At 67.6% G+C, this 25,883-nt stretch carries 22 protein-coding genes; 7 read left to right on the top strand and 15 right to left on the bottom strand.

Annotated features, from left to right (window positions below):
* Nucleotides 1-5: 5 nt before the first annotated feature.
* The 8 genes from AAN986_RS21355 to AAN986_RS21390 form a co-directional block, all read right to left on the bottom strand.
* Entirely contained in the window at nucleotides 6-1,055 is a 1,050-nt protein-coding gene (locus AAN986_RS21355; protein WP_047325881.1) for an adenosine deaminase, read from the bottom strand.
* Entirely contained in the window at nucleotides 1,055-2,062 is a 1,008-nt protein-coding gene (locus AAN986_RS21360) for an aromatic ring-hydroxylating dioxygenase subunit alpha (protein WP_017404023.1), read from the bottom strand. Before AAN986_RS21360 ends, AAN986_RS21355 begins: the two co-directional genes overlap by 1 nt.
* Before the next feature lie 195 nt (nucleotides 2,063-2,257).
* Nucleotides 2,258-3,415, bottom strand: a complete 1,158-nt coding sequence (locus tag AAN986_RS21365; protein WP_016449762.1) for a BMP family ABC transporter substrate-binding protein — start codon at nucleotides 3,413-3,415, stop codon at nucleotides 2,258-2,260.
* Between the two features lie 250 nt (nucleotides 3,416-3,665).
* Nucleotides 3,666-4,838, bottom strand: coding sequence for a BMP family ABC transporter substrate-binding protein (locus tag AAN986_RS21370; RefSeq protein WP_016449763.1), 1,173 nt, complete (start codon nucleotides 4,836-4,838; stop codon nucleotides 3,666-3,668).
* A gap of 48 nt (nucleotides 4,839-4,886) precedes the next feature.
* Nucleotides 4,887-5,807 (bottom strand): ABC transporter permease, encoded by a 921-nt coding sequence (locus tag AAN986_RS21375; protein WP_016449764.1) that lies wholly within the window; start codon nucleotides 5,805-5,807, stop codon nucleotides 4,887-4,889.
* On the bottom strand, nucleotides 5,807-6,913 hold the full coding sequence (locus AAN986_RS21380) for an ABC transporter permease (RefSeq protein WP_016449765.1): 1,107 nt from the start codon (nucleotides 6,911-6,913) through the stop codon (nucleotides 5,807-5,809). The genes AAN986_RS21375 and AAN986_RS21380 overlap by 1 nt, the downstream gene beginning before the upstream one ends.
* A complete protein-coding gene (locus AAN986_RS21385; protein ID WP_047217811.1) occupies nucleotides 6,900-8,489 on the bottom strand; it encodes an ABC transporter ATP-binding protein in 1,590 nt (529 codons plus the stop codon). Before AAN986_RS21385 ends, AAN986_RS21380 begins: the two co-directional genes overlap by 14 nt.
* 120 nt (nucleotides 8,490-8,609) lie before the next feature.
* Nucleotides 8,610-9,542 (bottom strand): LysR family transcriptional regulator, encoded by a 933-nt coding sequence (locus tag AAN986_RS21390; RefSeq protein ID WP_016449767.1) that lies wholly within the window; start codon nucleotides 9,540-9,542, stop codon nucleotides 8,610-8,612.
* Nucleotides 9,543-9,818: 276 nt separating this feature from the next.
* Between AAN986_RS21390 and AAN986_RS21395 the strand changes: the two genes are divergently transcribed.
* Together AAN986_RS21395 and AAN986_RS21400 are read left to right on the top strand one after the other, a co-directional pair.
* Nucleotides 9,819-12,143, top strand: a complete 2,325-nt coding sequence (locus AAN986_RS21395) for a DUF6351 family protein (protein ID WP_047217812.1) — start codon at nucleotides 9,819-9,821, stop codon at nucleotides 12,141-12,143.
* 114 nt (nucleotides 12,144-12,257) lie between these two features.
* Nucleotides 12,258-12,950 carry a Crp/Fnr family transcriptional regulator gene (locus AAN986_RS21400; protein ID WP_047217813.1) on the top strand — a complete coding sequence of 231 codons (693 nt, stop codon included), beginning with the start codon at nucleotides 12,258-12,260 and terminating at the stop codon, nucleotides 12,948-12,950.
* A 16-nt stretch (nucleotides 12,951-12,966) separates the two neighbouring features.
* Here AAN986_RS21400 and AAN986_RS21405 read toward each other — a convergent pair whose 3' ends face one another.
* Nucleotides 12,967-15,228, bottom strand: a complete 2,262-nt coding sequence (locus AAN986_RS21405) for a diguanylate cyclase (RefSeq protein WP_047217814.1) — start codon at nucleotides 15,226-15,228, stop codon at nucleotides 12,967-12,969.
* A 120-nt stretch (nucleotides 15,229-15,348) separates the two neighbouring features.
* Nucleotides 15,349-15,984: a Crp/Fnr family transcriptional regulator gene (locus tag AAN986_RS21410; protein ID WP_016449769.1), complete on the bottom strand. Its 636-nt coding sequence runs from the start codon at nucleotides 15,982-15,984 to the stop codon at nucleotides 15,349-15,351.
* Nucleotides 15,985-16,124: 140 nt separating this feature from the next.
* Here AAN986_RS21410 and AAN986_RS21415 point away from each other — a divergent pair, with 140 nt between their 5' ends.
* Entirely contained in the window at nucleotides 16,125-18,008 is a 1,884-nt protein-coding gene (locus tag AAN986_RS21415) for a phosphodiesterase (protein WP_047217815.1), read from the top strand.
* Between the two features lie 70 nt (nucleotides 18,009-18,078).
* On the opposite strand, the gene AAN986_RS21420 is transcribed toward AAN986_RS21415, so the two are convergent.
* Entirely contained in the window at nucleotides 18,079-19,407 is a 1,329-nt protein-coding gene (locus AAN986_RS21420) for a urate hydroxylase PuuD (RefSeq protein WP_047217816.1), read from the bottom strand.
* A 186-nt stretch (nucleotides 19,408-19,593) separates the two neighbouring features.
* Nucleotides 19,594-20,469: a xanthine dehydrogenase accessory protein XdhC gene (gene xdhC / locus AAN986_RS21425; RefSeq protein ID WP_043790727.1), complete on the bottom strand. Its 876-nt coding sequence runs from the start codon at nucleotides 20,467-20,469 to the stop codon at nucleotides 19,594-19,596.
* A gap of 130 nt (nucleotides 20,470-20,599) precedes the next feature.
* Here xdhC and AAN986_RS21430 point away from each other — a divergent pair, with 130 nt between their 5' ends.
* A complete protein-coding gene (locus AAN986_RS21430; protein WP_016449773.1) occupies nucleotides 20,600-21,088 on the top strand; it encodes a hypothetical protein in 489 nt (162 codons plus the stop codon).
* A gap of 3 nt (nucleotides 21,089-21,091) precedes the next feature.
* Here the strand turns inward: AAN986_RS21430 and AAN986_RS21435 are convergent, their stop codons facing one another.
* Nucleotides 21,092-21,481, bottom strand: coding sequence for a hypothetical protein (locus AAN986_RS21435; protein ID WP_016449774.1), 390 nt, complete (start codon nucleotides 21,479-21,481; stop codon nucleotides 21,092-21,094).
* 93 nt (nucleotides 21,482-21,574) lie between these two features.
* Here AAN986_RS21435 and AAN986_RS21440 point away from each other — a divergent pair, with 93 nt between their 5' ends.
* Complete coding sequence (locus AAN986_RS21440) at nucleotides 21,575-21,904, top strand: Arc family DNA-binding protein (RefSeq protein WP_047217817.1); 330 nt, start codon at nucleotides 21,575-21,577, stop codon at nucleotides 21,902-21,904.
* 65 nt (nucleotides 21,905-21,969) lie between these two features.
* Here the strand turns inward: AAN986_RS21440 and AAN986_RS21445 are convergent, their stop codons facing one another.
* On the bottom strand, nucleotides 21,970-22,554 hold the full coding sequence (locus AAN986_RS21445) for a YSC84-related protein (RefSeq protein ID WP_016449776.1): 585 nt from the start codon (nucleotides 22,552-22,554) through the stop codon (nucleotides 21,970-21,972).
* A gap of 318 nt (nucleotides 22,555-22,872) precedes the next feature.
* Here AAN986_RS21445 and AAN986_RS21450 point away from each other — a divergent pair, with 318 nt between their 5' ends.
* Entirely contained in the window at nucleotides 22,873-23,262 is a 390-nt protein-coding gene (locus AAN986_RS21450) for a DoxX family protein (RefSeq protein ID WP_016449777.1), read from the top strand.
* Between the two features lie 110 nt (nucleotides 23,263-23,372).
* Here the strand turns inward: AAN986_RS21450 and uraH are convergent, their stop codons facing one another.
* Nucleotides 23,373-23,723, bottom strand: coding sequence for a hydroxyisourate hydrolase (gene uraH, locus AAN986_RS21455; protein ID WP_016449778.1), 351 nt, complete (start codon nucleotides 23,721-23,723; stop codon nucleotides 23,373-23,375).
* 337 nt (nucleotides 23,724-24,060) lie between these two features.
* Here uraH and ggt point away from each other — a divergent pair, with 337 nt between their 5' ends.
* Nucleotides 24,061-25,881, top strand: coding sequence for a gamma-glutamyltransferase (gene ggt / locus AAN986_RS21460; RefSeq protein ID WP_016449779.1), 1,821 nt, complete (start codon nucleotides 24,061-24,063; stop codon nucleotides 25,879-25,881).
* Nucleotides 25,882-25,883 lie beyond the last annotated feature (2 nt).

The raw sequence follows: 25,883 nt of genomic DNA on the forward strand, positions 1-25,883 counted from the left end.
CGGACTCAGGCCAGGGCTGCGTACTTGGCGAACACGGCCTCCAGCTGGCGCATCCAGTGGGCGCGCTGCTGGGGCGTGACGAAGCTGGCGTCAAAGCTGTTGACCGCCAGCTGCCAGGCCTGCTGCGAGTTCATGCCCGTGGCGGCGAACAGCTGCAGGTAGTTCTCGTTCACGTAGCCGCCGAAGTAGGCCGGATCATCGGAATTGACCGTGACCTTGAGACCCGCCTCAAGCAGCTGCGGCAGGTTGTGCTGCGCCAGGTCGGGCACCACGCACAGCTTGAGGTTGGACAGCGGGCACACGGTCAGCGGCACGCCGTCGCGCACAAGGCGCTGCATCAGGGCCTCGTCGCGCGCGGCCTGCACGCCGTGGTCTATGCGCTCGGAATGCAGCACGTCCAGCGCGCCCCAGATATAGGCGGGAGGCCCCTCCTCGCCCGCATGCGCGACCAGGTGCAGGCCCAGCTCGCGGCAGCGCGCGAACACGCGGGCGAACTTCTCGGGCGGGTTGCCGACCTCGCTGCTGTCCAGCCCCACGCCGATGAAGCGGTCGCGCAGCGGCAGCGCGGCCTCCAGCGTGGCGAAGGCGTCCTCCTCGCTGAGGTGGCGCAGAAAGCTCAGGATCAGCGCCGACGAGATGCCCTGCTCTATCTCCGCATCGCGGCAGGCGCGGTACAGGCCGTTGATCACGGTCTCCATGCCCACGCCGCGCTGGGTGTGGGTCTGGGGGTCGAAGAAGATCTCGGCATGGACCACGTTGTCTTGCGCGGCGCGCGTCAGGTAGGCGCGGCCCATGTCGTAGAAATCCTGCTCGTACAGCAGCACGCTGGCGCCGGCGTAGTAGATGTCCAGAAAGCTTTGCAGGTCGGTGAAGGCATAGGCGCGGCGCAGGTCTTCCACGCTGGCATAGGGCAGCTTCACGCCGTTGCGCTGGGCCAGCGCGAAGATCAGCTCGGGCTCCAGCGAGCCTTCGATGTGCATGTGCAGCTCGGCCTTGGGCATGGCCTTGAGCAACTGGGGCAGATGCGCGGCATCCACGGCGGGTACGGTATGCATCAGCAGACTCCGAAGGTGATGCCGCTGGCCCGGAGGTAGCGGCGGTAGGCGGACGACATGCGGTCGGCCGCAGAGTGCATTTCGGCGCGCGGGTCCAGCGGCAGGCACTTGGGCTGCTGCGACTCCAGCACGGGCTGGTCCTGGCAGAAGATGGTGTGCTGGAATTCCTGCAGCTGTGCGTCGGGCGAGTCGAAGTCTGCCACGGCCAGCCGGAACCAGACGCGGCTGGTCTCGGGCGTGACGGGGCAGATGAACAGGGCGATGGACTCGCGCCATCCGGCCCGGGTGGTGCCGGATTCGGGCAGCTTGGTCAGCACGGCGGCATAGGGCGCCGTGACTTCGTAGGTGTACTCGACCTCGGCCGCGCTGGTGGAGTGCAGGTTGGACTGCGGCTGCACGGCCTTGCAGCCCGTGGCCAGCACGCCCGTGGCCGTGGTCTCCACGGCATAGGCTTCGATGGCCGTGGCGTCGCGGCTGCCCAGCCAGCCTTCGTGGACAAAGCCGAAGTGCGACATGTCCAGGAAGTTCTCGATGATGCGCGGCGCGCTGGCGGCCACGTCGTAGGGGCCGCAGTTGAGCTTGCGCAGGTGCGCGTCCGCCTCGGCTTCAAACGCTGGCAGTGCCGCCAGGGCCGCCAGGGCCGGAACAGCCGAGAGCTCCTCGCCCGTGGCCAGCCGCACCCAGACCAGGCCGTAGGCTTCCTGTGCCTCGAAGGCCTTCACGCACTGCGAGGGCGGGGGCGTGAAGCTGGGCAGGGCCGGCACCTTGACGCACTGGCCGCTGTCGGCGAACTGCCAGCCGTGGTAGGGGCATTCAAGGTGGCCGTTCTCGACACGGCCCATGGACAGGCGTGCGCCACGGTGCGGGCAGCGGTCCACGAAGACGCGGACCAGGCCTTGCGGATCGCGCCACAGCACCAGGGGCTGGTCCAGCAGTTGCACGCCCAGCGGCGCATCGACAACTTCGTGGGCCTGGGCCACGGGATGCCAGAGGGAGTTTTCGATCATGGGGGGAATCTCTTGCTGTCTGTCTGTGCCGCGGCGGCGGGCAGGCCGCGGCTGGGAGCGAGCATAAACCCGCTCGATGCGCAGCACAGGTACGGTACAGGTACACCTGTGCTGCGCATGAACGCCAAGGCCGCCCGAAGGCGGCCCTGGCGGCAACAGGCAACCCGGCCTGCGCCGGGTGGCCTGGCGTCTGTCTTACTTGCTGTCCTGGCCCGGCACCTTGCCTTCCACGCCCTTGACGTAGAAGTTGATGCCCGTGAGGAACTTGTCTTCGGCCACGGCGTCGGCGGCCAGCAGTTCCTTGCCGTCCTGGCCTGTGATCGGGCCCTTCCAGATGTGGAAGGTGCCGTCCTTCAGACCCTTCTTGACCTCTTCGATCCGGGCCTTGGCCTCGGCGGGCACGTCATCGGCCAGCGAGACGATGTCGATCGCGCCTTCCTTCACGCCCCACCAGGTCTGCTGGCTGCTCCACTTGCCGTCCAGCATCTCGCGCACGGTCTTGGTGTAGTAGGGCGTCCAGTTGATGATGGCCGAGCCCAGGTGGGCCTTGGGGCCGTAGGCCGTCATGTCGGAGTCCCAGCCGAAAGCGCGCTTGCCCTTTTCCTCGGCCGTCTTGAGCACGGCGGCGGAGTCGGTGTTCTGGAACAGGATGTCGGCGCCGCCGTTGATCAGCGAAGTCGCAGCCTCGGTTTCCTTCGGGGGGGCGAACCACTCGTTGACCCAGACCACCTTGGTCTTGATCTTGGGGTTCATGGACTGCGCGCCCAGCGTGAAGCTGTTGATGTTGCGCAGCACTTCGGGAATCGGCACGGAGCCGACCACGCCCAGCACATTGGACTTGGTCATGGAGCCCGCGATGATGCCGGCCAAGTAGGCGCCTTCGTAGGTGCGGCTGTCGTAGGTGCTGACGTTGGCGGCGGTCTTGTAGCCGGTGGCGTGCTCGAACTTCACATCGGGGAAGTCGGGAGCGATCTTCTGGATGGGCTCCATGTAGCCGAAGGTGGTGCCGAAGACCAGCTTGTTGCCGTTGGCGGCCATGTCGCGCAGCACGCGCTCGGCATCGGCGCCCTCGGGCACGCTCTCCACATAGGAGGTCTTGATCTTGTCGCCGAATTCCTTCTCCAGCGCCAGGCGGCCCTGGTCGTGGGCAAAGGTGTAGCCGCCGTCACCGACGGGGCCCACGTAGGCGAACGCGATCTTCAAAGGCTCGGTTGCAGCGGCAGCAGGGGCCTCGGCAACGGGAGCGGGCGCAGGCGCGGCCTCCTCCTTCTTGCCACAGCCGGCCAGCGCGGCGGCGGCCACGGCCGACAGCGCTGCCACCTTGATCAGGGAGCGTTTGTGAAGATCAGTCATCGAAGTTTCCTCAAGTGGTCCTGCGGCAGGCAGGAAGAAGGCGGTGTCCGCAGGGGCGCAGACCCGCCGCGATGGGTCCCGAGAATAAAGCAAGAATGGCGCCAGCCGGCTGCGCCAGAGCCACCAGGCATGCGGGAAAACCACATTTTGGGGGCTTTGCACAATCGTGGTGCATAGGGCGGACCCGTCTGGCGGATCGCGGCAGAAAAAAGGGCCCCGAAGGGCCCTTGTTGCATGGACTGCCGCCGGATCACTTGGCGCCCGGCACCTTGCCTTCGACGCCGTTGACGAAGAAGTTGATGCTGGTCATGAAGCCCAGGTCGCCGACTTGGCCTGCCGTCAGCACTTCCTTGCCCGCGTTGTCCTTGATGGGGCCGGTCCAGACGGCGAAGCTGCCGTCCTTCAAGCCGTCGCGTGCCTTGGCGACCTTGTCCTTGATGTCCTGGGGCACGTCGTCGGCGATCTTCACGAGGTCGATGGCGCCTTCCTTCACGCCCCACCAGAACGAGCCGCCCTGCCACTTGCCGTCCAGCGTGTCCTGGGTGACCTTGCTGTAGTAAGGCGTCCAGTCGATCACGGCCGAGCCCAGGTGGGCCTTGGGCGCGAAGGCGCTCATGTCGCCGTCCTTGCCGAAGGCGCGCGCACCGCGTTCCTCGGCCGTCTTGAGCACGGCCGGGGAGTTGGTGTTCTGGTAGAGCACGTCCACGCCGCCGTTGATCAGCGAGGTGGCGGCCTCGGACTCCTTGGGCGGGGCGAACCACTCGTTCACCCAGACCACCTTGGCCTTGATCGAGGGATCGACGCTTTGCGCACCCAGCACGAAGCTGTTGATGTTGCGCACCACTTCCGGGATAGGCACCGAGGCCACGACGCCGATGGTCTTGGTCTTGGTCATGCCGCCGGCCACGATGCCAGCCAAGTAGGCGCCCTCGAAGGTCTTGGTGTCGTAGGTGGCCACGTTGTCGGCATTCTTGTAGCCGGTGGCGTGCTCGAACTTCACGTCCTTGAGGTCGGCCGCCACCTTCTGCACGAACTCCTGGTAGCCGAAGCTGGTCGCGAAGATCAGCTTGTTGCCCTGGCCGGCCATGTCGCGCATCACGCGCTCGGCATCGGCGCTCTCGGGCACGCTTTCGACAAAGGAGGTTTCCACCTTGTCGCCGAACTTCTCCTGGATGGCCTTGCGGCCCAGCTCATGCTGGAAGGTCCAGCCGCCGTCGCCGATGGGGCTGACGTACATGAAGCCGATCTTGAGCTTCTCGGCCGGCGCCTGCGCTGCGGGCGCGGCAGCGGGAGCCGGCGCTGCGGCCTCTTCCTTCTTGCCGCAGGCGGTCAGGGCCGCCACCGAGATGGCCGACAGGCCGATCATCTTCACAAGCGTGCTTTTGAGGCCAGGTTTCAGGGTGCGTTCGCGCAAAGCGGGCATGCGTTTGTCCTTTTGTGGTTCTGGAGGGAGAGAGAAAAAATGAAAGCGTCAGGAGCCCGGGTAGAAGGGCTTGCCCAGCGAGGCCGGCATGTTGGCGCGGATCCAGGTCGGATTGCGCGAGATCAGCACCAGCACGACGATGGTCGCCAGGTACGGCAGCATGGACAGCAGTTGGCTGGCCACCTGCACGCCCGTGGCCTGCAAATGGAACTGCAGCATGGTCACGCCGCCGAACAGGTAGGCGCCCAGCAGCACGCGCGCAGGGCGCCAGGTGGCGAAGGTGGTCAGCGCCAGCGCGATCCAGCCCCGGCCCGACACCATGCCTTCCACCCACAGCGGCGTGTAGACGGTGGAGATGTAGGCACCGGCCAGACCGCACATGGCGCCGCCGAAGACCACGGCCGCCAGGCGGATGCGGCGCACCGGATAGCCCAGCGCGTGGGCCGACTGGGGCGACTCGCCCACGGCGCGCAGCACCAGGCCGGCCCGGGTGCGGTAGAGGAACCAGACCAGGGCCGCCGCAATGGCCACCGCGCCATAGACCAGCGGATGCAGGCGAAACAGCGCCGTGCCCACCACGGGCAGGTCGGACAGCCAGGGCACGGCGAACTTGGGCAGCTCGGGCAGGCGTGCCTGCACATAGCCCAGGCCCAGGAAGGCCGAGAAGCCCGTGCCGAACAGCGACAGGGCCAGCCCCGTCGCGTACTGGTTGGTGTTCAGCCAGATCACCAGCACGCCGAAGATGGCGGCCAGCAGCGCGCCCGCACCCATGCCGGCCAGAAAGCCCACGGTGGTGCTGCCCGTGTGGACCACGGCGGCAAAGCCCGCGATGGCGGCGCACAGCATCATGCCCTCGGCACCCAGGTTGACGATGCCGGCCTTTTCATTGATCAGCAGGCCCAGCGCGGCCAGCGCCAGCACGGTGCCGGCGCTGAGCGTGGAGCCCAGCAGCAGTGCGTAGGATTCCATCAGCGGGCCTCCTTGACGGCAGGCGCCGCTGCGGGCGGGACCACGGGCGTGCGGGACACCCAGCGCACGCGGTAGGCCACCAGCGTGTCGCAGGCCAGCAGCGTGAACAGCAGCAGGCCCTGGAACACGCCGGTCAGCGCCTTGGGCAGGCCCAGGCGCGACTGGGCGAGTTCGCCCCCGATATAGAACATGCTCATGAGAATCGCGGAAAAGATCATGCCCACGGGATGCAGGCGGCCGACGAAGGCCACGATGATGGCGGCGAAGCCGTAGCCGGCCGGGACATAGGGCGTGAGCTGGCCCAGCGGGCCGGCCACTTCCAGCGCACCGGCCAGGCCGGCGGCGGCGCCCGAGATCAGCAGCGCCGTCCACAGCGCACGGCGCGAGGAAAAGCCCGCGTAGCGTGCGGCGGCCGGAGCCAGCCCACCGACCTGCAGCGCAAAGCCGGCGCGGGTGCGGAACAGGAAGATCCACAGCATGGCCGCCGCGGCCAGCGCCAGCAGCAGGCCGATATTGGTGCGCATGCCCTGCATCAGCTTGGGGATCTGCGTGACGCGCTCGAAGGTCTTGGTCTGCGGGAAGTTGTAGCCCATGGGGTCCTTCCACGGCCCGTAGACCAGAAAGCCCAGCACCAGGGTGGCCACGTAGACCAGCATCAGGCTGACCAGGATTTCATTGGCATTGAAGCGGTCGCGCAGCAGGGCCACGATGCCGGCCCAGACCATGCCGCCCAGCATGCCGGCCACCAGGATGGCGGGCACGATCCAGGGCCCCGTGGTCTTGTCCGCCAGCAGCGCCACGCCGCCTGCGGCCACGGCGCCGATCACGAACTGGCCTTCGGCACCGATGTTCCAGACATTGGAGCGAAAGCACACGGCCAGGCCCAGCGCGATCAGCAGCAGCGGCGTGGCCTTGACGGCCAGCTCGCCCAGCGCATAGGTGGACTTGACGGGGTCCCAGAAGAAGGCCTGCAGGCCGCGCACCGGGTCCTTGCCCAGCATCACGAACAGGCACACGCCGATCAGCACCGTGATGGCCAGCGCCAGCACGGGCGAACCGTAGGTCCACAGCTTCGAGGCCTGGGGGCGTTGCTCAAGCTTGAACATGGGCACCTCCCTTGGTGGCACTCGGGGCGGCGTTCGGGGCGGCAGCACCGTCCCACAGGCCGCTCATCCACTCGCCGATCTGCTGCACGGTGGCATCGGCCCGCGCCACGGAGGGCGACAGCCGGCCCTTGGCCACCACATGCAGGCGGTCACATATCTCGAACAATTCGTCCAACTCCTCGCTGAGCACCAGCACGGCGCAGCCCTCGTCGCGCAATTGCAGGATGGCGCCGCGGATCTGCGCGGCCGCCCCCACGTCCACCCCCCAGGTGGGCTGGGAGATGATGAGCAGCGCGGGCCTGGCATCGATCTCGCGGCCCACGATGAATTTCTGCAGGTTGCCGCCCGACAGCGACTGCGCCGCCGCGTTGGGGCCGCCGGCCTTGACGTTGAAGCGCGCAATGATGGCGCGCGCCTGCTCCTGCAGCTTGCCCATGCGGATCCAGCCGCCTTTGCCCAGCGCGGTCTTGCGCGTCAGCAGCAGGTTGTGCGCCAGGCCCATGCTGGGCACGGCGCCGCGGCCAAGACGCTCCTCCGGCACGAAGTGCAGGCCCAGCGCACGGCGCCGGCCGGGGCCCAGGCGCCCCGCCTCCCGGCCGGCAATCTGCACCATTTCGGGCGCTGCGCGCGTGTCCTCGCCGGACAGCGCATACAGCAATTCCTTCTGGCCATTGCCCGAGACACCGGCGATGCCCACGACTTCGCCCGCGCGCACATCGAGCTGGATGCCATGCAGGTCCACGCCGAAGGGCTCCGAGCGCGGCAGCGCCAGGCCCTGCACGCGCAGCACGCTGGCGCCGACCTGGGATTCGCGGTGCGTGAGCTCGGGCGGCTCCGAGCCGATCATCAGCCGCGACAGCGAGGCATTGCTCTCCACGGCCGGGTTGCACACGCCCGCCACCTGCCCGCCGCGCAGCACGGTACAGGCCGTGCACAGCGAACGGATCTCGTGCAGCTTGTGGCTGATGTAGAGGATGGAGCAGCCCTCGGACGCCAGGCGGCGCAGCACGACGAAGAGCTTTTCCACCGCCTGCGGCGTGAGTACCGAGGTGGGCTCGTCAAGAATGAGCACGCGCGGGTGCGTGAGCAGGGCGCGGATGATTTCCACGCGCTGCATCTCGCCCACGCTCAGCGTGTGCACGGGGCGGTGGGGATCGACCTCCAGCCCGTAGTCATGCGCCGTGGACTCGATGCGCTTCACCACCTCGGCCAGCGGCAGGCTCTTGTCCAGGCCCAGCCAGACGTTCTCGGCCACGGACAGCGTGTCGAACAGGCTGAAATGCTGGAACACCATGGCGATGCCCAGCTGGCGCGCCTCCTGCGGGTTGCGGATGTGGACCGGCTTGCCATCGACCTCGATGCGGCCCTCGTCGGGCTTGACGGCGCCGTAGATGATCTTCATCAGCGTGGACTTGCCGGCGCCGTTCTCGCCCAGGATGGCATGCACTTCGCCGGCGCCCACGGTCAGCGAGATGCCGTTGTTGGCCACCACCGCCGGATAGCGCTTGGTGATGCCTGTCAGCTGCAGCCGCGGCGGCGCTGCTGCTGGCAGGGGGACTGTATCGGGGGGATTCATGGCTGGGATTGTCTTTCAATTTCTGCAACAAACTGGAACACAAGTCCTTGAAACCGCCTCGGCGGCCCTCATATCGGCCATCACTTTGTTCACCCAAAAGGCGGTTCCTATCGCCGTCGCCTAGCGGGCACGGGACATCAGCGCCACCTGCCGCACGGCGTCGCGCAGCCAGCGTGTGGACGCGCCCATGTGCGTGCGGGCATGCCACAGCTGGTAGTACACCAGCGGCGCAAACTCCACCGGGCAAGGCAGGATCACCAGGGGCAGGCGCTGGCTGAAGCGCTCGCAGAACAGCCGCCCCGTGGTCAGCACCAGCAAGCTGGTGGCCACGATGTCGGGAATCAGGCTGAAATGCGCGCAGCGCGCCGCCACCTGGCGCTGCAGGCCCATGCGGGAGAGCTGGTCGTCGATCACGCCGCGCGCGCCTGGGTAGGTGGGCGTGGGCGCGATGTGCTCGGCCTCCAGCCACTGGGCCACGTCCCAGCCGCGGCGCACGGCCGGGTGCTGGGGGCTGACCAGGCAGACCACCTCGTCCTCGAACAGGCTGGCCATGTGCAGGCCCTGCGGCGGCTCGGGCCAATTGCCGATCACCACGTCCACATCGCCCTGGGCCAGTTGCACCTCGTAGTGCGCGTCGCCGTTGAGGGCCAGGATGTCCACGGGGCAGCCGGGCGCCTCGGTCTTGAGATGGGCCACCAGGCGCGGCAGGAACAGCGGGTCCAGGTAGTCGCTGGCGGCGATGCGGAAGGTGCGCGTGGAGGTGCGGGGATCGAAATGGCGCGCATCGCTGAACAGGCCTTCGGCCGCGCGCAGGATGTCGGCCGCCGGCTGCACCATGCGCAGCCCGGCCTCGGTGGGCTGCATGTGCGCGCCCGAGCGCACCAGCAGCGAATCGCCGGCCAGGTCGCGCAGGCGCTTGAGCGCGGCGGACACCGCCGGCTGGTGCATGCCCAGGCGCAATGCGGCACGCGAGACGCTGCGCTCGGTCAGCACCGTGTGCAGCACCCGTATCAGGTGCAGATCAATCTTGTCGAACAGGGCCTGGTCGCGCATGTAGCGAAGCAATCAGCGAAAAAAAGAGCGGTCGCGCCGGGGACGCGCCGCAGGTCATGGGGAGCCCGCAGCGTAACCCAGCCATGACCCCCGCCAGCTAGATACAAGCACCAAGAATGCCCTGGGCAGGGGCGGTTAAACACTTGTGCACGCAGCACATGCAATATGCGAGCCAGTCGCCGGCAAACCATTGTCCAAACCTATACAGACTTGCAGACTGTTAGCGTGATTCAATGAAATCGCTTCAAAAGGAAGTGGATTGCAGGAGACAAGACGATGAAACAGCCAACCCCTTTTTCGGGCATGGTGGCCGCAGCCACGCTCGCCAGTGTGCTGACCGCCTGCGGCGGCAGCGGTGACTCAGGCCTGGGTGTTATCGAGATACGCAGCCTGTCCAACCGGGCCGACATGATCAGCGACGGCAATGCCTATATTGAAATTGTGCTGCCCAAGGGCAGCCCGCCCGGTGCACTGAAGGTGGCGCTCAATGGCACGGATGTCACCGCCCGGTTCGCCCTGCGCGCCAATGGCCGGATTCTGGGCCGGGTCGAGGGATTGAAGGTGGGCGCCAACACCCTCACCGCCACGGCGGCCGGCAGCGCGAGGGCACGGCTGGACATCACCAACCATGGCCGGGGCGATCCCATCTTCGCCGGGCCGCAGACCGCGCCGTGGATCTGCGCCACGCGCAATGGCGCGCAAGCCACCGTTTCCGTGCCCGGCACGGCACTGTCGGCGACCGTGACCACGCGCGTCAGCGGTCTCGATACCGATCCGGTGGATGTCCAGTGCAATACCAGGACCCAGTACACCTACTACTACATGCCCAAGGCCAGGCAAGGCAGCGCCTGCACGATGGGTCCGGCAGGCGCCACGCCCTGCCATGTGGCCTACGACCCATCGCAGCGCCCGGCCGACAGCGAGATCGCCGACTTCACCAACGACCGCGGAGATACGGTCAAGCACCTGCTGCGCATGGAAACTGGCGTCATGGGCCGCGGCACCTTCCAGATCCTGGCCTACCATGACCCCGCGCAGGCCTGGACGCCCTGGGAGCCGCAAAAGGGATGGAACGGCAAGGTGCTGTGGCGATTCGGCGCAGCCGCTTCCGGCAACCGCTTCCAGGAGCCGGCGGTCAACCTCCTCGACCAGTTCAGCGGCAGCCTGCCGTTCGACCCCAACGCGCTCGCGGCAGGCCACATGGTCGTGAAAGCCATGCTGACCAACCACCTGCACAACAACAACGAGTTGCTGGCCGCCGAGAACATGATGCGCATCAAGGAGCATCTGATCGAGAACTACGGCGAAGTGCGCTACACCATGGGGGACGGCGACTCGGGTGGCTCCATGATGCAGACAGTGATCGCCTCCGCCATGCCGGGTCTGCTGCAGGGCATACAGACGGGGCTGAGCTATCCCGATGCGGTGTCCACCTGGATGGAAACACGCGACTGCGGCCTGCTGTCCAACTACTACAGGACGGCCGCAGGACAGGCACTGAGCGACACCGCGAAGGCCGCCATCAATGGCCATCCGGCCAGCTACTGCGACAAATGGGTAGGGAGCTTCATCGCCCCCCAGAACCCCCGGCTGCCCGACAACTGCGGCGTGGGCTTTCCCGCCTCCATCGTCTACGACCCGCGCACACGCGGCCAGGGCGTGCGCTGCTCGATCCACGACATGCTGGTCCCGGTGTTCGGGACGTTCAAGGACACCGACGGCCACACCAAGCCGCAGCTGCCGTATGACAACACGGGCCTGCAGTACGGACTCAAGGCACTGCAGTCGGGCGCCATCGACGCGGAGGCTTTCGTGCAGCTCAACGAAGGCATCGGCAGCTACACCAACGACATGGACTGGACCGGCGGCACTGCGTCCAGGCCGGCAGCCCGCGAGCGGGCCGTGGCCAGCCTGCTGCCCAGGCTCTACAGCAGTGGCCTCACCAGCAACGGCAGGAACCTGTCCCAGGTGGCCATCATTGACCTGCGGCCCGAGGGCGGCAGCGACATCCACATGACCTGGCGCAGCCTGCAGCAACGCGCACGGCTGGATGCCGCCAACGGCCACCATGACAACCACGTGATCCGCGCCAGCAAGGGCATGGTCCCGCTGCTGATCGCCCCTGCCATGCGACGCGAGGCCTTTGTCATGATGGACCGCTGGCTGACCGCCGTGGAGCGCGACACCACCGGCGCGGCGCTGGCACAGAAAGTGGTGCGCAACAGGCCTTCGGATGTCAGGGATGGATGCATCGCCGCAACGGGAGCCGCCCCTTCGGATCTCGACAAAGTCCTGGCCCTGGACGACCCAGCCTGTCCCCTCAAGCCGACCCTGTCGCCACGCCAGGTGGCCGGAGGTCCGCTCGCGGAGGACATCTACCAGTGCCAGCTCAAGCCCCTTTCGTTCACCAGCCCGGAGTACGCCGGCATCACCTTCAGCCCGGCCCAGCAAAAGCGCCTTGCCGCAGTGTTTGCGGCAGGAGTGTGCGACTGGAGCCAGGCCGGAACGGGCCAGAGCCAGGAGGCGGCCTTCCTGACCGATTTCAGTGCCGGCCCGGCGGGCACCAAGGCCGGGCCTGCGCCGGTCTCGCGCAACGATTGAGCTGCACCCTGCGCGAAGTCCCGCAGGGGTCCGGGGGCCGGTGATCAGGGTTTGCAGCGTGCCAATCCATGCAATGAAGCAGCAGACTTTCATTGAAGATTTGCATCAAGCACCATGCAGCCGCCCACGATCAACGCCGTCCTCAAGTCCGCGCCCTTTGCGCCCCACCTGAGCAGGGCCCACCTGCTCAGGTTGCGGCGGGAGGTGCTGTTGCGGCACATACCGGCCGGCGCCCCGCTTTGCCACAAGTCGCACCGGGCCGGCCACTGGGCCGGCATCGTCCAGGGAGCGGTCAAGATCCATGCGCTGTCGCCTACCGGGCGCAGCACCACGCTGGCCACCTTTACCCCGGGTTGCTGGTTCGGCGAGGGCACACTGCTCAAGCACGAATGCTGGCCGTTCGACGCGACGGCGATCGAGGATACGCTGGTGGCACTGATGCCGGCCAGCACCTTTCACTGGCTGCTGGAGCGCAGCCTCGGCTTCAACCGCTTCCTGCTGGACCAGCTCAATGCGCGCCTGGGCCAGTTCATCGGCCGCTGCGAGCATGCGCGGCTGCACCATTCCAGCCGCCATGTGGCGCACTGCATCTCGGAGCTGACCGATTCGAGGCTGTATCCGGACACCGGCAACCGGCACCTGGGCATGTCGCAGGAGGAGTTGGCCAGCCTGGCCGGCGTGTCGCGCCAGATCGTCAATCGCACCCTGGGAGAGCTGGAGGACATCGGAGCGGTCCGCGTCTCCTATGGGGCATTGACCCTGATCGATCCCGAGGGACTGCGGCGCTTCAGCGAATCCTTCGAATGAGGCGCGGCCCCGGCGCTCATGCGGCCTCCAGCACCTCGACGCGGTTGCGGCCCTTGCGCTTGGCCGCATAGCAGGCCATGTCGGCCGAGCGCAGCGCGCTGCTGACCGTGTGCTGGCGGGCATCGAGCACCACCATGCCGACGCTGGCGCCCATCAGGTAGCGCTGGCCCTCGTGCGCGCCTTCCCAGTCCTGCACGGCCATGCACAGGCTCTGCGCCAGCAGCATGCCCTGCTCGGCCGGGACGCCGGCCAGCAGCACGGCGAACTCGTCGCCGCCCAGGCGCGCCACCCAGCCCAAGGGCCGCACCACGCTGTCGATCAGCCGAGCCATGTGGCACAGCACCTCGTCGCCGGCCGCATGACCTCCCTGCTGGTTGACGTGGGCGAAGTGGTCCAGGTCCAGGAACAGGATCACGCCATGGTGCGGCATGGGAGAAATGGCGACTTCGACCGCGGCCGTGGCCACGGCAGCAACCTCGGCGTCGGCTTGCGAGGAGGAGGCCTCTTCCTGCAGCGCCTCGGCGGGCAGGCGCTGGGCGGCGCTGCATTCCTGCAGCCATTCATGCAGGCGCATGGCAAAGGCCTCGCGGTTGGGCAGCAGGGTCAGCGGATCGTGCATGGCCTTCCAGCCCGGCTGCTCGCGCACCAGGCGCTGCATGGTCACGTCCTCGACCACCCAGACCAGGGTGGGATCGGCCGGCACCACGGCGCGTGGCTCCAGGCCGCGCTGCAGGCGCTGCAGGCTCTGGCCGTGCAGGCGCACCCAGATGGGGCGGCCGTCCTTGCGGACAAAGCACTGCTCGCTGTCGAACTGGCCGTACATGTCCAGGTCCTTGCGCACACGCTCCAGCAACTGGGCGTGCGCAGCGTCGGAGGCGCACAGCTGGCGTATCGCCTGCCCCTGCAGTTCGCGCGGCGGATATCCCAGCATGCGCGCGGCCTGCAGGCCCACCAGCTCCAGATGCGCCGCATGCGTGACCACCAGGCCCACGGGCGCGTAGTCCATCAGCGTTTGCAGCTGCAGTTGCAGCCGGCCGACCTCGTGGACCTGGTCCTGGCCCATCTGGCCCAGGCGGTGCAGGGCCTGCCACAGCGTGGAAGCCTCTCCCCAGGCATGGGTCCAGGGCATGCGCCAGCCGCCTTCCTCGGCATGGCCTGGCGCCGGCTCCGGCGCGGGATCGGGCTCTTCGGCCATCAGCCGCCCCTGGCTCGCCAGCCATTGGCGTGCACTGCGATGCAAGGCGGCCATGGGTTCGGTGACCAGGATCAGCAGCAGCACCAGCAGCGCGGTGACCCCCGCGACGGCTGCCAGCAGCCACCAGAGCACGCGCGGCGCCAGGCTGGGCGCAATGGCTTCCTCGGGGGTGATCCTGACCACCAGCCACTGCGGCAGCGGCATGCCGGCCGTCGTCACCAGGTAGCCGGCGCGGCGCTGGGTATCGGGGCCCACCTGCAGGCCGCCGGCGGAAGGGTCCTGCAACCAGTCCGCGCCCAGGCCGGGCTCGGCCTCGGCGCGCGCCGTCCAGCGCGCGGGATCGGAGTGGGCCAGGATCTGCCCGTCGCGCTGCATGACCAGCAGCCGCCCTGCGGAGCGCGAAGGGTCGATGCCGGGCGGCAGCAGCGCCTGGCCGGACATGCGCACGCCCGCCGAAAGCACGCCGCTGACCGTGCCGTTGCCGGCGCGCAGCGGCACGGCGTACAGCAACTCCATCATTGCGGGATCGGCCCCCTTGCGGACCATGGTGGAGACCACGGGCTTGCCATCGGCCAGGCTGCGCCGCATCACGTCGCGCACGCCTTCGTCCAGATCGACCAGGGGCTCAGAGCGGCCGCCGCGCAGGCTCAATTGCAGTTGCCCACGCGCATCGGCCAGCTGCAATGTGTCGAACAGCCGCACGGATGCGTCTCCGCGCAGCATCTCGCCCATCAGGCGGCTGGGGTCGCCGCCCTGGTCGGCCATGCCCTGGGCCAGCACCCACAGCAGGCGCTGCTGCTGCTCCAGCCGCGAGGCCAGCATGCGCGCCACGGTATCGACCTCGTCGGCCTGCCGGGCCATGGCGCGCTCCAGCGTCTGCTGGCGCATGCTGTGCGATACCCACCAGGCACTGCCCAGGCCCACCACAAGCACGGCCGCCGCGGCCAGCGCCAGCACCGTGCAGCGCATGGCGCCCCAGCCTGTGGACGCGCGCGGCCACGAGGGCGAGTCCGGCACCTGCCGAGCATCCTGGGATGCCAGCAGCGCCTGGAAAAAGGGGGATCGACGGGCGTCCAGTGACATGACGCCCTCAATATATGCAGACCCGAAAGCCGTCCCACTGGGTGGAACCCGCGAACCAGTGGATACCCCGCCCCGCAAGGCCCGGCGCTTGCAGGCCGGCACCCGTCAGCGGCGTGGGAATCAGCCTACCGCCAGCACCTCGAGCGCCGCAGGCTTGGGCAGATCGATGACATTGCCCCGGCCCGCGATGAGTCCATGTTCACGCAACTGGCGCAGCACGCGCGAGAAGGTCTCGGGCGCAATGCCGAGCTGGGCGGCGATCAGCCGCTTGCGCAGGTGCAGCGTCACGCGCAGGCCGCCCGCCTCGTGCGGCATGGCATGGCGCAGCAGCCACTGTGCACAGCGTGCCTCGGCATCCTTGGACAGGCGGCTCACGGCCAGCTCGGTCTGGGCGCAGTAGGCCTGGGCCATGTCCTGCAGCAGTTGCTGGGCGGGAGACGGCAGTTGCGAGACGGCCTGCAGGAAGTCGGCCTGGGGAAGTTGCTGCACGCGGACATCGCTGTCGGCCAGCATGTCCAGGCTGCTGCCGCGCCGCTGCAGCACAAAGGCCGCATCCAGCCAGGCCGGCCCCTCCACCACACCCAGCTGGTGGCGCATCTGCCCACCCTGGCCTATGCCCAGGAGCACGCGACCGCGTTCCAGATACATCACCGTATCCGGCGACTGCCGACGCAGCCTGAGCCAGGTACCCGCGGCCAACACCTGGGCGGAACCCGGCGCGAAGGCGAAAGCTTGCAAGGAAGACAGGGCGAACATGCACGCAACTTTGCCGGCTTTGCAGCCGCCGCGTTTTGAGCCACGTCAATCGGCCGCCAGCACGCACGCCGACAGGCGGCATACTTGTCACAAGTATGTCACCAGTGAAACGTAATGTATCCAACTGAAAAGTTGAGCCCATGATCGATCCCCAGATGCTCGCCAGCCTGCCCGCTACGGCGGCCGTGCTGTCGGCCGCAGTGCGGTCCGGTGCAGGCCCCGTGGCACAGCTCATGCGCGCGGGCGGCCTGTACTGCGTCTTCCAGCCGCTGGCCGACTTGCGCAGCGGCAGCATCTATGCGCATGAGGCGCTGATCCGCGGCCCCCGGGGCATGCCGTTGCACACGCCCGACGCCTTGCTCAAGGGCGCTGCGGCCGAGGGCATTCTTCGGGAATTCGAGCTGCTGGCGGTCTGCGTGGCGCTGCAGGACTGGGGCCGCCAGGGCGCGCCGGGCCGGCTGTTCGTCAACCTCAGCGCCCAGGCGCTGGTGCAGGCCGTGGGTGTCTGCGGCCCCAGCATGGTCGGGGACACGGTGCGCGGCTTCGGCGTGCAGGCGCGGTCCCTGGTGGTGGAGATCACCGAGCACGACCATGTGACCGACATGCCCGCCGTCTGCGCCGCCGTCAAGGCCGTGCACGCCACGGGCGCGCGCCTGGCGCTCGACGACTTTGGCGACGGCCGCTCCAGCCTGCGCCTGTGGTCCGAGGCCAAGCCGGACTTCGTCAAGATCGACAAGTACTTCATCCACCAGATCGAGCAGCGCCCGGCCACGCTGCAGCTGCTGCAGGCCATCAAGGGCATTGCCGAGGTCTTCGGAACCACGCTGATCGCCGAAGGCATAGAGACCGAGGACGAGCTGCGCACCCTGCGCGACCTGGGCATTGCGTACGGCCAGGGATGGCTGCTGGGCCGGCCCGCCGAAGCCGCCCAGCCGCAGATCAGCCCGCAGGCGCTGAGCGTGGCGCAGGACCCGCGCGTGGCCGTGCTGCCCCACCAGGGCCACAGCGCCCGCCCGGGCGTGCTGCGCAACCTGATGGTGATGCAGGCGCCCTGCGTGGCACCGGCGGCCAGCAACGACGAGGTGGCCGAGCTGTTCCAGGCCGGGCAGCAGCTGCACGCCATTGCCGTCGTGGAGGCCGGCCGGCCGCTGGCCCTCATCAACCGCCAGCAGTTCATGAACCACTACGCCACGCTGTACTTCCGTGAAGTCCACGGACGCAAGCCCTGCCTGGCCTTTGCCAACGTGCAGCCGCGCATCGTGGAGCTGGACTGCGATGTGGACCAGCTCGTCGGCATCCTGACCTCGCAGGACCAGCGCTACCTGAGCGACGGCTTCATCGTCACCGACAACGGCCGCTATGTGGGCCTGGGCACGGGCGAGCAGCTGGTGCGCCGCGTGACCGAGGCCCGCATCGAGGCCGCGCGCCACGCCAACCCGCTGACCTTCCTGCCCGGCAACATCCCCATCAGCCTGCACATGCAGCGCCTGCTGGACAGCGGCGCCGGCTTCGTGGCCTGCTATGCCGACCTCAACCACTTCAAGCCCTTCAACGACCACTACGGCTACTGGCGCGGCGACCAGATGATCCGCCTGGTGGCGCGGCTGGCCGTGGCGCACTGCGATGCGCGGCGCGACTTCGTGGGCCATGTGGGCGGGGACGACTTCATGCTGCTGCTGCAAAGCGAGGACTGGCAGCGGCGCTGCGAGGACATCGTCGGCGCCTTCGCAGGCGAGGCACGCCAGCTGTTCGACGACCAGGCGCGCGAGGCCGGCGGCATCTGGGCCGAGGACCGCCACGGCATCCGGCGATTCTTTGCCTGCACCACGCTGTCCATCGGCGTGGTGCGCGTCGCGCCGGGCAGCCTGCTGGCACCCGAGGACATCGCCAACCTCGCGGCCCTGGCCAAGCAGCAGGCCAAGGCGCAAAGCCTGCCGGGGCGCGGCGCCATCGCGCTGCACACGCCGCACGATGAAGCGCGGCATCCGGCCCTGCACGGTACCGCAGCGGCCTGGCCTGCCTGAAACAAGAAGCCCGCAGGCTCTTGCGAGACTGCGGGCGGGTGGTTGGCAGCGCATGGGCGCGGCAGGATGATCAGTTCACCGATGCACCCGATTCGTACCAGCGCTTGACCATGCCGCGCTCGTCATCGCTCAGGGCGCCCGGATTGCCGAAGGGCATCTTGCGCAGCTGCACCACCTGCTGGTAGATCTGCTGGGCATGGGCCTTGACCTGCTCGGGCGAGTCCAGGCGCACATTCTTTTGCTGCAGGGCGGCACCGTGGCAGACCACGCAATGCTGCTGCAAGAAGGGCGCGAGCTGGGCATAGCCGACGGCGCCGTCGGCAGGAGCGGCGGCAGCCGGGGACGCAGGGGCTGCAGGCGCAGCCGGCGCTGCCGAGTCACCACCGGGAGCCGCTGCTGCGGGCTCGGTCGTTGCGGCAGGCGACTGCACGGCGGCGGGAGCCGGCGCAGGCGCTGCGGCAGGCGCCGGCGCGGGCTTGAGCCAGACGGCCGTGCCGATCAGCACCAGCACGCCAACCAGGGCGTAGGGCCAGGGATGGGCATTGCGGCCCAGCTTGAAGCCGTGGCGCATCACGAAGAACTGGCGGATGGCGGCGCCTGCGAACATCATCAGGATCAGCACCAGCCAGTTCAGCTCATGGCTGTACAGCCAGCCGTAGTGGTTGGACAGCATGGCGAACAGCACCGGCAGCGTGAAGTACGTGTTGTGCACGCTGCGCTGCTTGCCGCGCTTGCCGTGGATGGGATCCACGGGCTGGCCTTCCTTCAGGGCCTTCACCACCGTGCGCTGGCCGGGGATGATCCAGAAGAACACGTTGGCGCTCATCGAGGTCGCCAGCATGGCGCCCATCAGCAGGAAGGCGGCCTGGCCCGGGAAGATATGGCAGGCCAGGAAGGCCGCGATGCACACCAGCACCAGCACCATGGCGCCCACCGTGGCGTCGCCGTTCTTCTTTTGGCCGAAGACGCGGCAGATGCCGTCGTACAGCAGCCAGAACACGACCAGGAAGGCCAGGGCCGAGGCAATGGCCGCAGCCGAGCCCATGGCATTGGGATCGGCCGGATTGACGAGGTAGATCTTGGCGTTCCACAGGTACGACACCGTCAGCAGCGCAAAGCCGCTGAGCCAGGTGGTGTAGCTTTCCCAGTAGAACCAGTGCAGGTGGTCCGGCAGCTTGGGCGGGGAGACATTGAACTTGACGGGGTGGTAGAACCCACCGCCGTGCACGGCCCAGAGTTCGCCGCTGACGCCCTGCTTCTTGAGATCGTCATCGACGGGCGGCGTCAGGCTGCTGTCGAGGAAGACGAAATAGAAGGAGGAACCGACCCAGGCGATGGCCGTAATGACGTGGAGCCACCGCAACAGCAGGTTGGCCCAGTCGAGAATGTAGCTTTCCATAGCTCTCAACCTTGGCAGCGTGGGGGCCGCCGGTGTTCAACCTGCTCACCACTGCGGGCGCTCTGAGCAGAAGAAAAAGGCCGCGCACCCGGTAGATATACCGCCGGTGCACCGCTGCGACCATTTCGTAGACACAAAGTGTATGCAATTTTTCGCCAGCCCATCGGCTTGCGCAGCATCAATTCACTAGAGATTTCCCTGATTCCGCGCGGACACCGCGCTGCGCCGCTGCAGAAGCTGCGCCGCCACGGCCACCGCGATCACCTCGGGCTCCTTGCCCTTGATGCCGGGCACGCCGATGGGGCAGGTCACATGGTCCAGCTCCGCATCGCTGAAGCCGCGCTCGCGCAGGCGGCGCCGGAAGGTGGCCCATTTGGTAGCGCTGCCGATCAGGCCCACATAGGGCAGATCCCCCTGCGCACGCTGGCGACCCAGGCACTGGGCGACCACCTCCAGGTCCTCGGCATGGCTGAAGCTCATGATCAGCACCTGGGAGCCTGCAGGCAGATCGGCCACGGCCGATTGCACGGGGTCTGAATACTCGCACTGCACGAGCTCGTGCTCCTCCTCGGGGAAGACCGAATCGCGGCTGTCCACCCACATTACGCGGTAGGGAAGATTGCACAGCAGGCGCACCAGCGCATGGCCGACGTGGCCTGCGCCGAACAGGGCCACGCAGTCGCGCGGCGGCTGCAGCCGCTCGCGCAGCATGTCCATGCGGCCCTGGGGCACCAGCACGAACCTCAGCATCACCACGCCGCCACAGCACTGGCCCAGGCTGGGGCCCAGCGGATAGCGGTGCTGGTGCTCGGTGGCGACCTGGCCGCCCTGGCTACCCTGCTCGCCAGGCGTTGCCCAGCCGCGCAGCAGGCTGCGGGCCCTGTCGATGGCATCGAACTCCAGGTGCCCGCCGCCGATGGTGCCGGCCACGCGGTCGGCGAACACCGCCATCCAGGCGCCGCGCTCGCGCGGCACGGAGCCTCGCGAGTCCATCACTTCGACCCAGCACAGCGGCCCCTGCGCAAGGCCCTGCTCGACTTTGTTGAACGTGTCACTCCACATGGGCGCACCTGACAGCCCGTCGTGGCGCCTGCGGGCTTCGTTGGAATTTGTTGCGGGATTGTCCGCTGCGGCACTTGAGTTTTGCGCTCCGACTGCCGGTGCCGCAGTGTTTCAGGATACGCTCGCAATCATGCCCGATTCCCCTGATTCCACGCAGCACAGTTCCGTGCAAAAGCCACGTTCCGGCCGCCCCTGGCTGTGGGCCGGCCTGATGGCCGCCATTGCCTCCCTGGTCACGGCCTGCAAGTCCCCGCCCGGCCCCGGCCCGCGCCCCGACGACGTCAGCTCCAGCGCACAGCTGCAGTACCGCAAGGTGGCCGCCAACCATCTGTACGCGCGCAATGCCGATCGCATCTACAAGGGCCAGTTGCCGCCCATGCTCTACGCGATCGGCGTGCTCCAGGTCCAGATCGACCGCAACGGCCAGGTCCAGCGCCTGCACTGGATGCGCGCGCCCGGCCATGCCCCCGAGGTGGTGAGCGAGATCGAGCGCCTGGTGCGCGCCGCCGCGCCCTTCCCCGCTCCTGCCGGCGCCGCCCGCATCACCTATACCGATACCTGGCTCTGGGACAAGTCCGGCCGCTTCCAGCTCGACACGCTGACCGAGGGCCAGCTCTGAGCCTCAGGCCGCTGCGCACGGCTGGCCGTCGGCAAAGCTTCGGGCGCTTCTGAGCAGGCAGGTCACGGCATAGAGCACCAGGTCGTCCGGTGCGTCATCGTTCACGCGATCGATGACCTCGATGGCATAGCCCAGGTCCTGCGACAGCTGCGGCAGCACGCCTGCCGAGCGGCCGCCGGCCTGCAGGCCGGCCACCGCCTGGTCAGCGCTGGCGTGGTAGCCACGCAGCAAATCACGCGCGGCACACACCATGGCCGAGCCGGCGCGTTCGGCATGCAGCTCCAGCACGCCCAGGGCCGCTCCCATATGGCACAACGCATCCACCGCCAGCACCTCCTGGTGCTGCGGTGAGGGTTCCTGATGGCTGTGGCCCGATTGCTTCACTGTCTTCATGGCATCCCTTGCGCGGGACCGTGCTGGTCCCGAAGCAACAATACCTATCAGGTCCCTTGCAGTCAATACCTTTCCGGTCCATGATTGCCGGCGATGAAACAGACCGATCCTCAGTACAAGCTGCGCCTGCCGCAGGAACTCAAGGACCTCGTCGAGGAGGCAGCCAAGCGCACCGGCCGTTCCATGAACGCCGAAGTCGTGGCCCGGCTGCAGACCACGTTCGAGGCCCCCCTGCTGGGCCGCCTGTCGGCCTCGACGGACCCTTCGCTGGAATGCGAAGAGCCCGTGAGCATCTACGACATCAAGATGAGCGCCGAAGCCGTGGAGCGTATCGAAAAGCGCCTGGAACGCATAGAGCAGGCCGTGCTCGCGCCCGCTGCGCCGCAATCCGCCAGTGAAGACGGCGCAACCGGCAGCGCCTGATCCGCCCGCACAAAAGAAAACCGGCCCGCAGGCCGGTTTCGTTCAAAGGCCCCTCAGGGCCGGGATCATTCGACCACCTTGGTGATCTTCGAGCCCTGCAGCGACACGCCGGCTTCCAGGCCCGCGTTGGTCAGCACGTAGCTGGTGACGGGGCCCTGGGCGGTCGTGGTGTCCACGCTGCCATTGGCGCCCACCTTGCCTGCGGCCACCGTGGCATCCGCGCCCACGGACCAGCCGTCGCTGGCCAGGAACTTATCCAGCGCTTCCTGGGTGTTGAACACATAGATCACAGCCTTGGACTGGCCGCCTGCCTGCCAGCCCACCGAGGCGCCCGTGGTGCTGTAGAAGCCCTTGTTCTGGCCGCCGACGCGCAGCACGCCGCGGCCATGCTCCACACCGATGACGAAACTGCCGCCGATCACCGAGGGGAAGATCAGCACGCCCTTGGAGCGGGCCACCATTTCCTTGGAGCCCGGCGCCGTCTGGTACAGCCGCTCCAGCGCAGCGTTGGCGCGCGCATTGACGGTGGTGGAATCAGCACGCGGCGCGGACTGGGTTTCCGGCTTGGTGGTGGTGCAGCCGACCATGGCCACGCTGCCGGCCGCCAGTGCAGTGGCCATCACGACGGTACGCAAAGAAAACTGACGCATGGGAAAACCTGCCTTTCTTGATTGGACGTTTTGGGGAGACCCCATCGGTTCATTGGATTGATCACCTTGCCTCCCGGTCCCGGGCACCCCTACCAGTGCTCGCAAACCGCTTCGGAGACAGGCTGGGGACGATGCTAGGCCGCTTTGCGGTACTTGTGATGAGACATGTCACAAGTTGCGCCATAGGACTACAGGCCCGCAGGAAATGTCTGAAAATCCCGTTCCGGGCCGCCACAGCCGACACCGAAAGCCCGCTGATGCCAGAATGCACCCACAGCAATACCCGGCCCACCGGGCCCATCCACATCGAGGGAGTTCATGAAGTTCTGGAGCCACTTTCACCATCCCCAGGCAGCCATGGTGCTGTTGCGCGTCACGCTTGCGGTCCTGCTGCTTTTTCATGGCTGGGCCAAGATCCGCTACGGCATAGGCAGCATCGAGCGCATGGTGGAGTCCGCGGGCGCGCCGGGCTGGCTGGCCTATGCGGTGTATCTGGGTGAGGTGGTGGCGCCGCTGCTGCTGCTGGTGGGCCTGTGGGTGGTGCCCGCGGCGCTGGTGATTGCGGTCAACATGATCGTGGCCTTCGCGCTGGTGCACACGGGCCAGGTGATGCAGCTGCACAGCTCGGGAGGCTGGGCGCTGGAGCTGCAGGCCTTCTTCTTCATCTCGGCCCTGGTCGTGGCCATGGGGCATTCCAAGGGCAAGTAGGCCGCACGCTTGCTGGAGATGCAAAAGCAACGGCCCGCAATGCGGCCCGTTCGTCATTTCAGGTTTCACTCCAGGCCATCCCCCGACAGCCTGCGCCTGCAGTCCAGGGCTCAGGAGCCCCGGTACGTCGAATAGCTCCAGGGGCTGACCAGCAGGGGCACATGGTAATGCTGGTCGGCATGGGCCACGCCGAAGTCCAGGCTCACCTTGTTGAGGAAGTTGGGCTCGGGCAGTTGCACGCCACGGGCCTTGAAGTAGGCCGCCACGTCGAAGGTCAGCCGGTAGGTGCCGGGCCTGAGGCTGTTGTTGTCGAACAGCGGCGCATCGGTGCGGCCGTCGTGGTTGAGCACCAGGCTCTTGATCAGCGTGGCCTGGTCGCCATCGGTGGAATACAGCGCGACAGCCATGCCGGCTGCGGGGCAGCCATTCATGGTATCGAGGACGTGGGTGCTCAGGCCCATGGAAATCTCCTGTGCGGCGGGAGCTGGCCCGCCCGGTTGTCATTGGTTGGTCGATGCACGAAGCGCGGCGCGCGACAGCACTCGCGGCCCCCTCGTGCATTCGCAAAGTGTATACAGTTTTTGTACGCCCTTGAAGTGGGCCATGCAGCTCGAGCCTAGGCAGATACCCGCACTTTCGGCGTCGGCAGCGGCCCGTGGGCAGGCCTGCAACGCCATGCTTCTACACTGTGGTCCGCCGCCGCCCCGGCTGCAGGCCCTGCGGCCATCGCATACCGGGCGGCAAAGGACTTTCGCTCATTTCAACGGTTCCACTGTTTCATCTGCCAAGGAGATACCGATGCCATTTCGCTCCCCCTTGCTGGCAACCAGCCTGGCGCTGGCCATTGCCAGCCTGGCCGCCTGCAGCAGCACACAGCCGCCCGCGGCCTCGGCGCCGCCAGCGCCGGTGGCCGCAGCACCTGCACCGGCGGCAGCGCCCATCACGCAAAGCAATGCAGCCCAGGCGGCCAGTGCAGCCTATGACTTCGACATGGATGTATTCCATCCCGTCGTGGCCAGGAACGGCATGGTGTCCAGCGAGCAGGAGCTGGCCTCGCGCATCGGCCTGCAGATCCTGAAGTCGGGCGGCAATGCGGTGGATGCCGCCGTGGCCATGGGCTTTGCGCTGGCGGTGGCCCTGCCCAATGCCGGCAACATCGGCGGCGGCGGTTTCATGATCGTGCACGACGCCAAGAGCGGCAAGAACATTGCGCTGGACTTCCGCGAGGTCGCACCCTCCAAGGCCACGCGGGACATGTACGTGGGCGCGGACGGCAAGGTCATTGACGGCAAGTCGCTGTACACCCACTACGCCGTGGGCGTGCCCGGCACCGTGGCCGGCATGGAGCATGCATTGAAGAAATGGGGCTCTCTGCCGCTGTCCACGGTGATTGCGCCATCCGTGAAGCTGGCCGACAAGGGCTTTACGGTCAGCGAGACCCTGGCCAAGATCCTGGAGCAGGAAAAGAAGAACATGGGCCAGTGGCCCGCCACCCAGGCCATCTTCTGGCGCAACGGCGAGCCCCTCAAGCGCGGCGACCGCCTGGTGCAAAAGGACCTGGCGCAGTCGCTGCGCCTGATCGGGCAGCAGGGCTCCAAGGTGTTCTACGAAGGCGCCATTGCCCGCAAGCTCGCGGCCGAGATGGCGCCGCATGCGGGCGCCCTGTCGCTGCAGGATCTCAAGAACTACAAGGTGGTCGAGCGCGAGCCCGTGCGCGGCACCTATCGCGGCTATGAGATCGTGACCATGCCGCCCCCGTCCTCCGGCGGCGCCCACCTGATCCAGATCCTCAACATGATGGAACGCTGGCCCATGAACCAGTGGGGCGCCAACAGCGCACAGAGCATTCACTACATGGCCGAAGGCATGAAGCTGGCCTATGCCGACCGGGCCGAATACCTGGGCGACCCGGACTTCGTGACCGTGCCGCTCAAGGGCCTGACGTCCAAGCGCTACGCCGAGGCGCTGGCCGCCGGCATCGACCCCTACCAGGCGCGCGCCGGCAAGGACATCAAGCCCGGCAAGCCCCAGCCCTACGAGAGCGACCAGACCACGCACTACTCCGTGGTGGACAGGATGGGCAACGCCGTGGCCGTGACCTATACGCTGAACACCAACTTCGGCAGCGGCATCGTGGCCAAGGGCACGGGCATCCTGCTCAACAACGAGATGGACGACTTCTCTGCCAAGCCCGGCGTGGCCAACGCCTACGGCCTGGTCGGCGGCGATGCCAATGCGGTGGCCGCAGGCAAACGCCCGCTGTCGTCCATGACGCCCACCATGGTGCTCAAGGACGGCAAGCCCGTGCTGGTCACCGGCAGCCCCGGCGGCGCGCGCATCATCACCACCGTGCTGCAGACCGTGGTCAATACCATCGACTTCGGCATGAACCCGGCCGAGGCCGCCGCCACGCCGCGCTTTCACCACCAGTGGACGCCCGACGAACTGCGCGTGGAAAAGGGCATCAGCCCCGACACCGTGGCCCTGCTCAAGTCGCGCGGCCACAACGTTGCCGTGAAGGCATCCATGGGCCGCACGCAGACCATCCAGCTGCGCGACGGCATGCTCTACGGCGCCTCCGACCCGCGCAACCCCGACGGTCAGACACTGGGCTATTGAAG

The sequence above is a fragment of the Delftia sp. DS1230 genome (genome assembly GCF_040112715.1).
Lineage (GTDB): Bacteria > Pseudomonadota > Gammaproteobacteria > Burkholderiales > Burkholderiaceae_C > Comamonas > Comamonas tsuruhatensis.

Bases quoted from the DNA above. Each gene is read 5' to 3' on its own strand.
- AAN986_RS21355 (WP_047325881.1), bottom strand. From the start codon at position 1,055: ATGCATACCGTACCCGCCGTGGATGCCGCGCATCTGCCCCAGTTGCTC.
- AAN986_RS21360 (WP_017404023.1), bottom strand. From the start codon at position 2,062: ATGATCGAAAACTCCCTCTGGCATCCCGTGGCCCAGGCCCACGAAGTT.
- AAN986_RS21365 (WP_016449762.1), bottom strand. From the start codon at position 3,415: ATGACTGATCTTCACAAACGCTCCCTGATCAAGGTGGCAGCGCTGTCG.
- AAN986_RS21370 (WP_016449763.1), bottom strand. From the start codon at position 4,838: ATGCCCGCTTTGCGCGAACGCACCCTGAAACCTGGCCTCAAAAGCACG.
- AAN986_RS21375 (WP_016449764.1), bottom strand. From the start codon at position 5,807: ATGGAATCCTACGCACTGCTGCTGGGCTCCACGCTCAGCGCCGGCACC.
- AAN986_RS21380 (WP_016449765.1), bottom strand. From the start codon at position 6,913: ATGTTCAAGCTTGAGCAACGCCCCCAGGCCTCGAAGCTGTGGACCTAC.
- AAN986_RS21385 (WP_047217811.1), bottom strand. From the start codon at position 8,489: ATGAATCCCCCCGATACAGTCCCCCTGCCAGCAGCAGCGCCGCCGCGG.
- AAN986_RS21390 (WP_016449767.1), bottom strand. From the start codon at position 9,542: ATGCGCGACCAGGCCCTGTTCGACAAGATTGATCTGCACCTGATACGG.
- AAN986_RS21395 (WP_047217812.1), top strand. From the start codon at position 9,819: ATGAAACAGCCAACCCCTTTTTCGGGCATGGTGGCCGCAGCCACGCTC.
- AAN986_RS21400 (WP_047217813.1), top strand. From the start codon at position 12,258: ATGCAGCCGCCCACGATCAACGCCGTCCTCAAGTCCGCGCCCTTTGCG.
- AAN986_RS21405 (WP_047217814.1), bottom strand. From the start codon at position 15,228: ATGTCACTGGACGCCCGTCGATCCCCCTTTTTCCAGGCGCTGCTGGCA.
- AAN986_RS21410 (WP_016449769.1), bottom strand. From the start codon at position 15,984: ATGTTCGCCCTGTCTTCCTTGCAAGCTTTCGCCTTCGCGCCGGGTTCC.
- AAN986_RS21415 (WP_047217815.1), top strand. From the start codon at position 16,125: ATGATCGATCCCCAGATGCTCGCCAGCCTGCCCGCTACGGCGGCCGTG.
- AAN986_RS21420 (WP_047217816.1), bottom strand. From the start codon at position 19,407: ATGGAAAGCTACATTCTCGACTGGGCCAACCTGCTGTTGCGGTGGCTC.
- xdhC (WP_043790727.1), bottom strand. From the start codon at position 20,469: ATGTGGAGTGACACGTTCAACAAAGTCGAGCAGGGCCTTGCGCAGGGG.
- AAN986_RS21430 (WP_016449773.1), top strand. From the start codon at position 20,600: ATGCCCGATTCCCCTGATTCCACGCAGCACAGTTCCGTGCAAAAGCCA.
- AAN986_RS21435 (WP_016449774.1), bottom strand. From the start codon at position 21,481: ATGAAGACAGTGAAGCAATCGGGCCACAGCCATCAGGAACCCTCACCG.
- AAN986_RS21440 (WP_047217817.1), top strand. From the start codon at position 21,575: ATGAAACAGACCGATCCTCAGTACAAGCTGCGCCTGCCGCAGGAACTC.
- AAN986_RS21445 (WP_016449776.1), bottom strand. From the start codon at position 22,554: ATGCGTCAGTTTTCTTTGCGTACCGTCGTGATGGCCACTGCACTGGCG.
- AAN986_RS21450 (WP_016449777.1), top strand. From the start codon at position 22,873: ATGAAGTTCTGGAGCCACTTTCACCATCCCCAGGCAGCCATGGTGCTG.
- uraH (WP_016449778.1), bottom strand. From the start codon at position 23,723: ATGGGCCTGAGCACCCACGTCCTCGATACCATGAATGGCTGCCCCGCA.
- ggt (WP_016449779.1), top strand. From the start codon at position 24,061: ATGCCATTTCGCTCCCCCTTGCTGGCAACCAGCCTGGCGCTGGCCATT.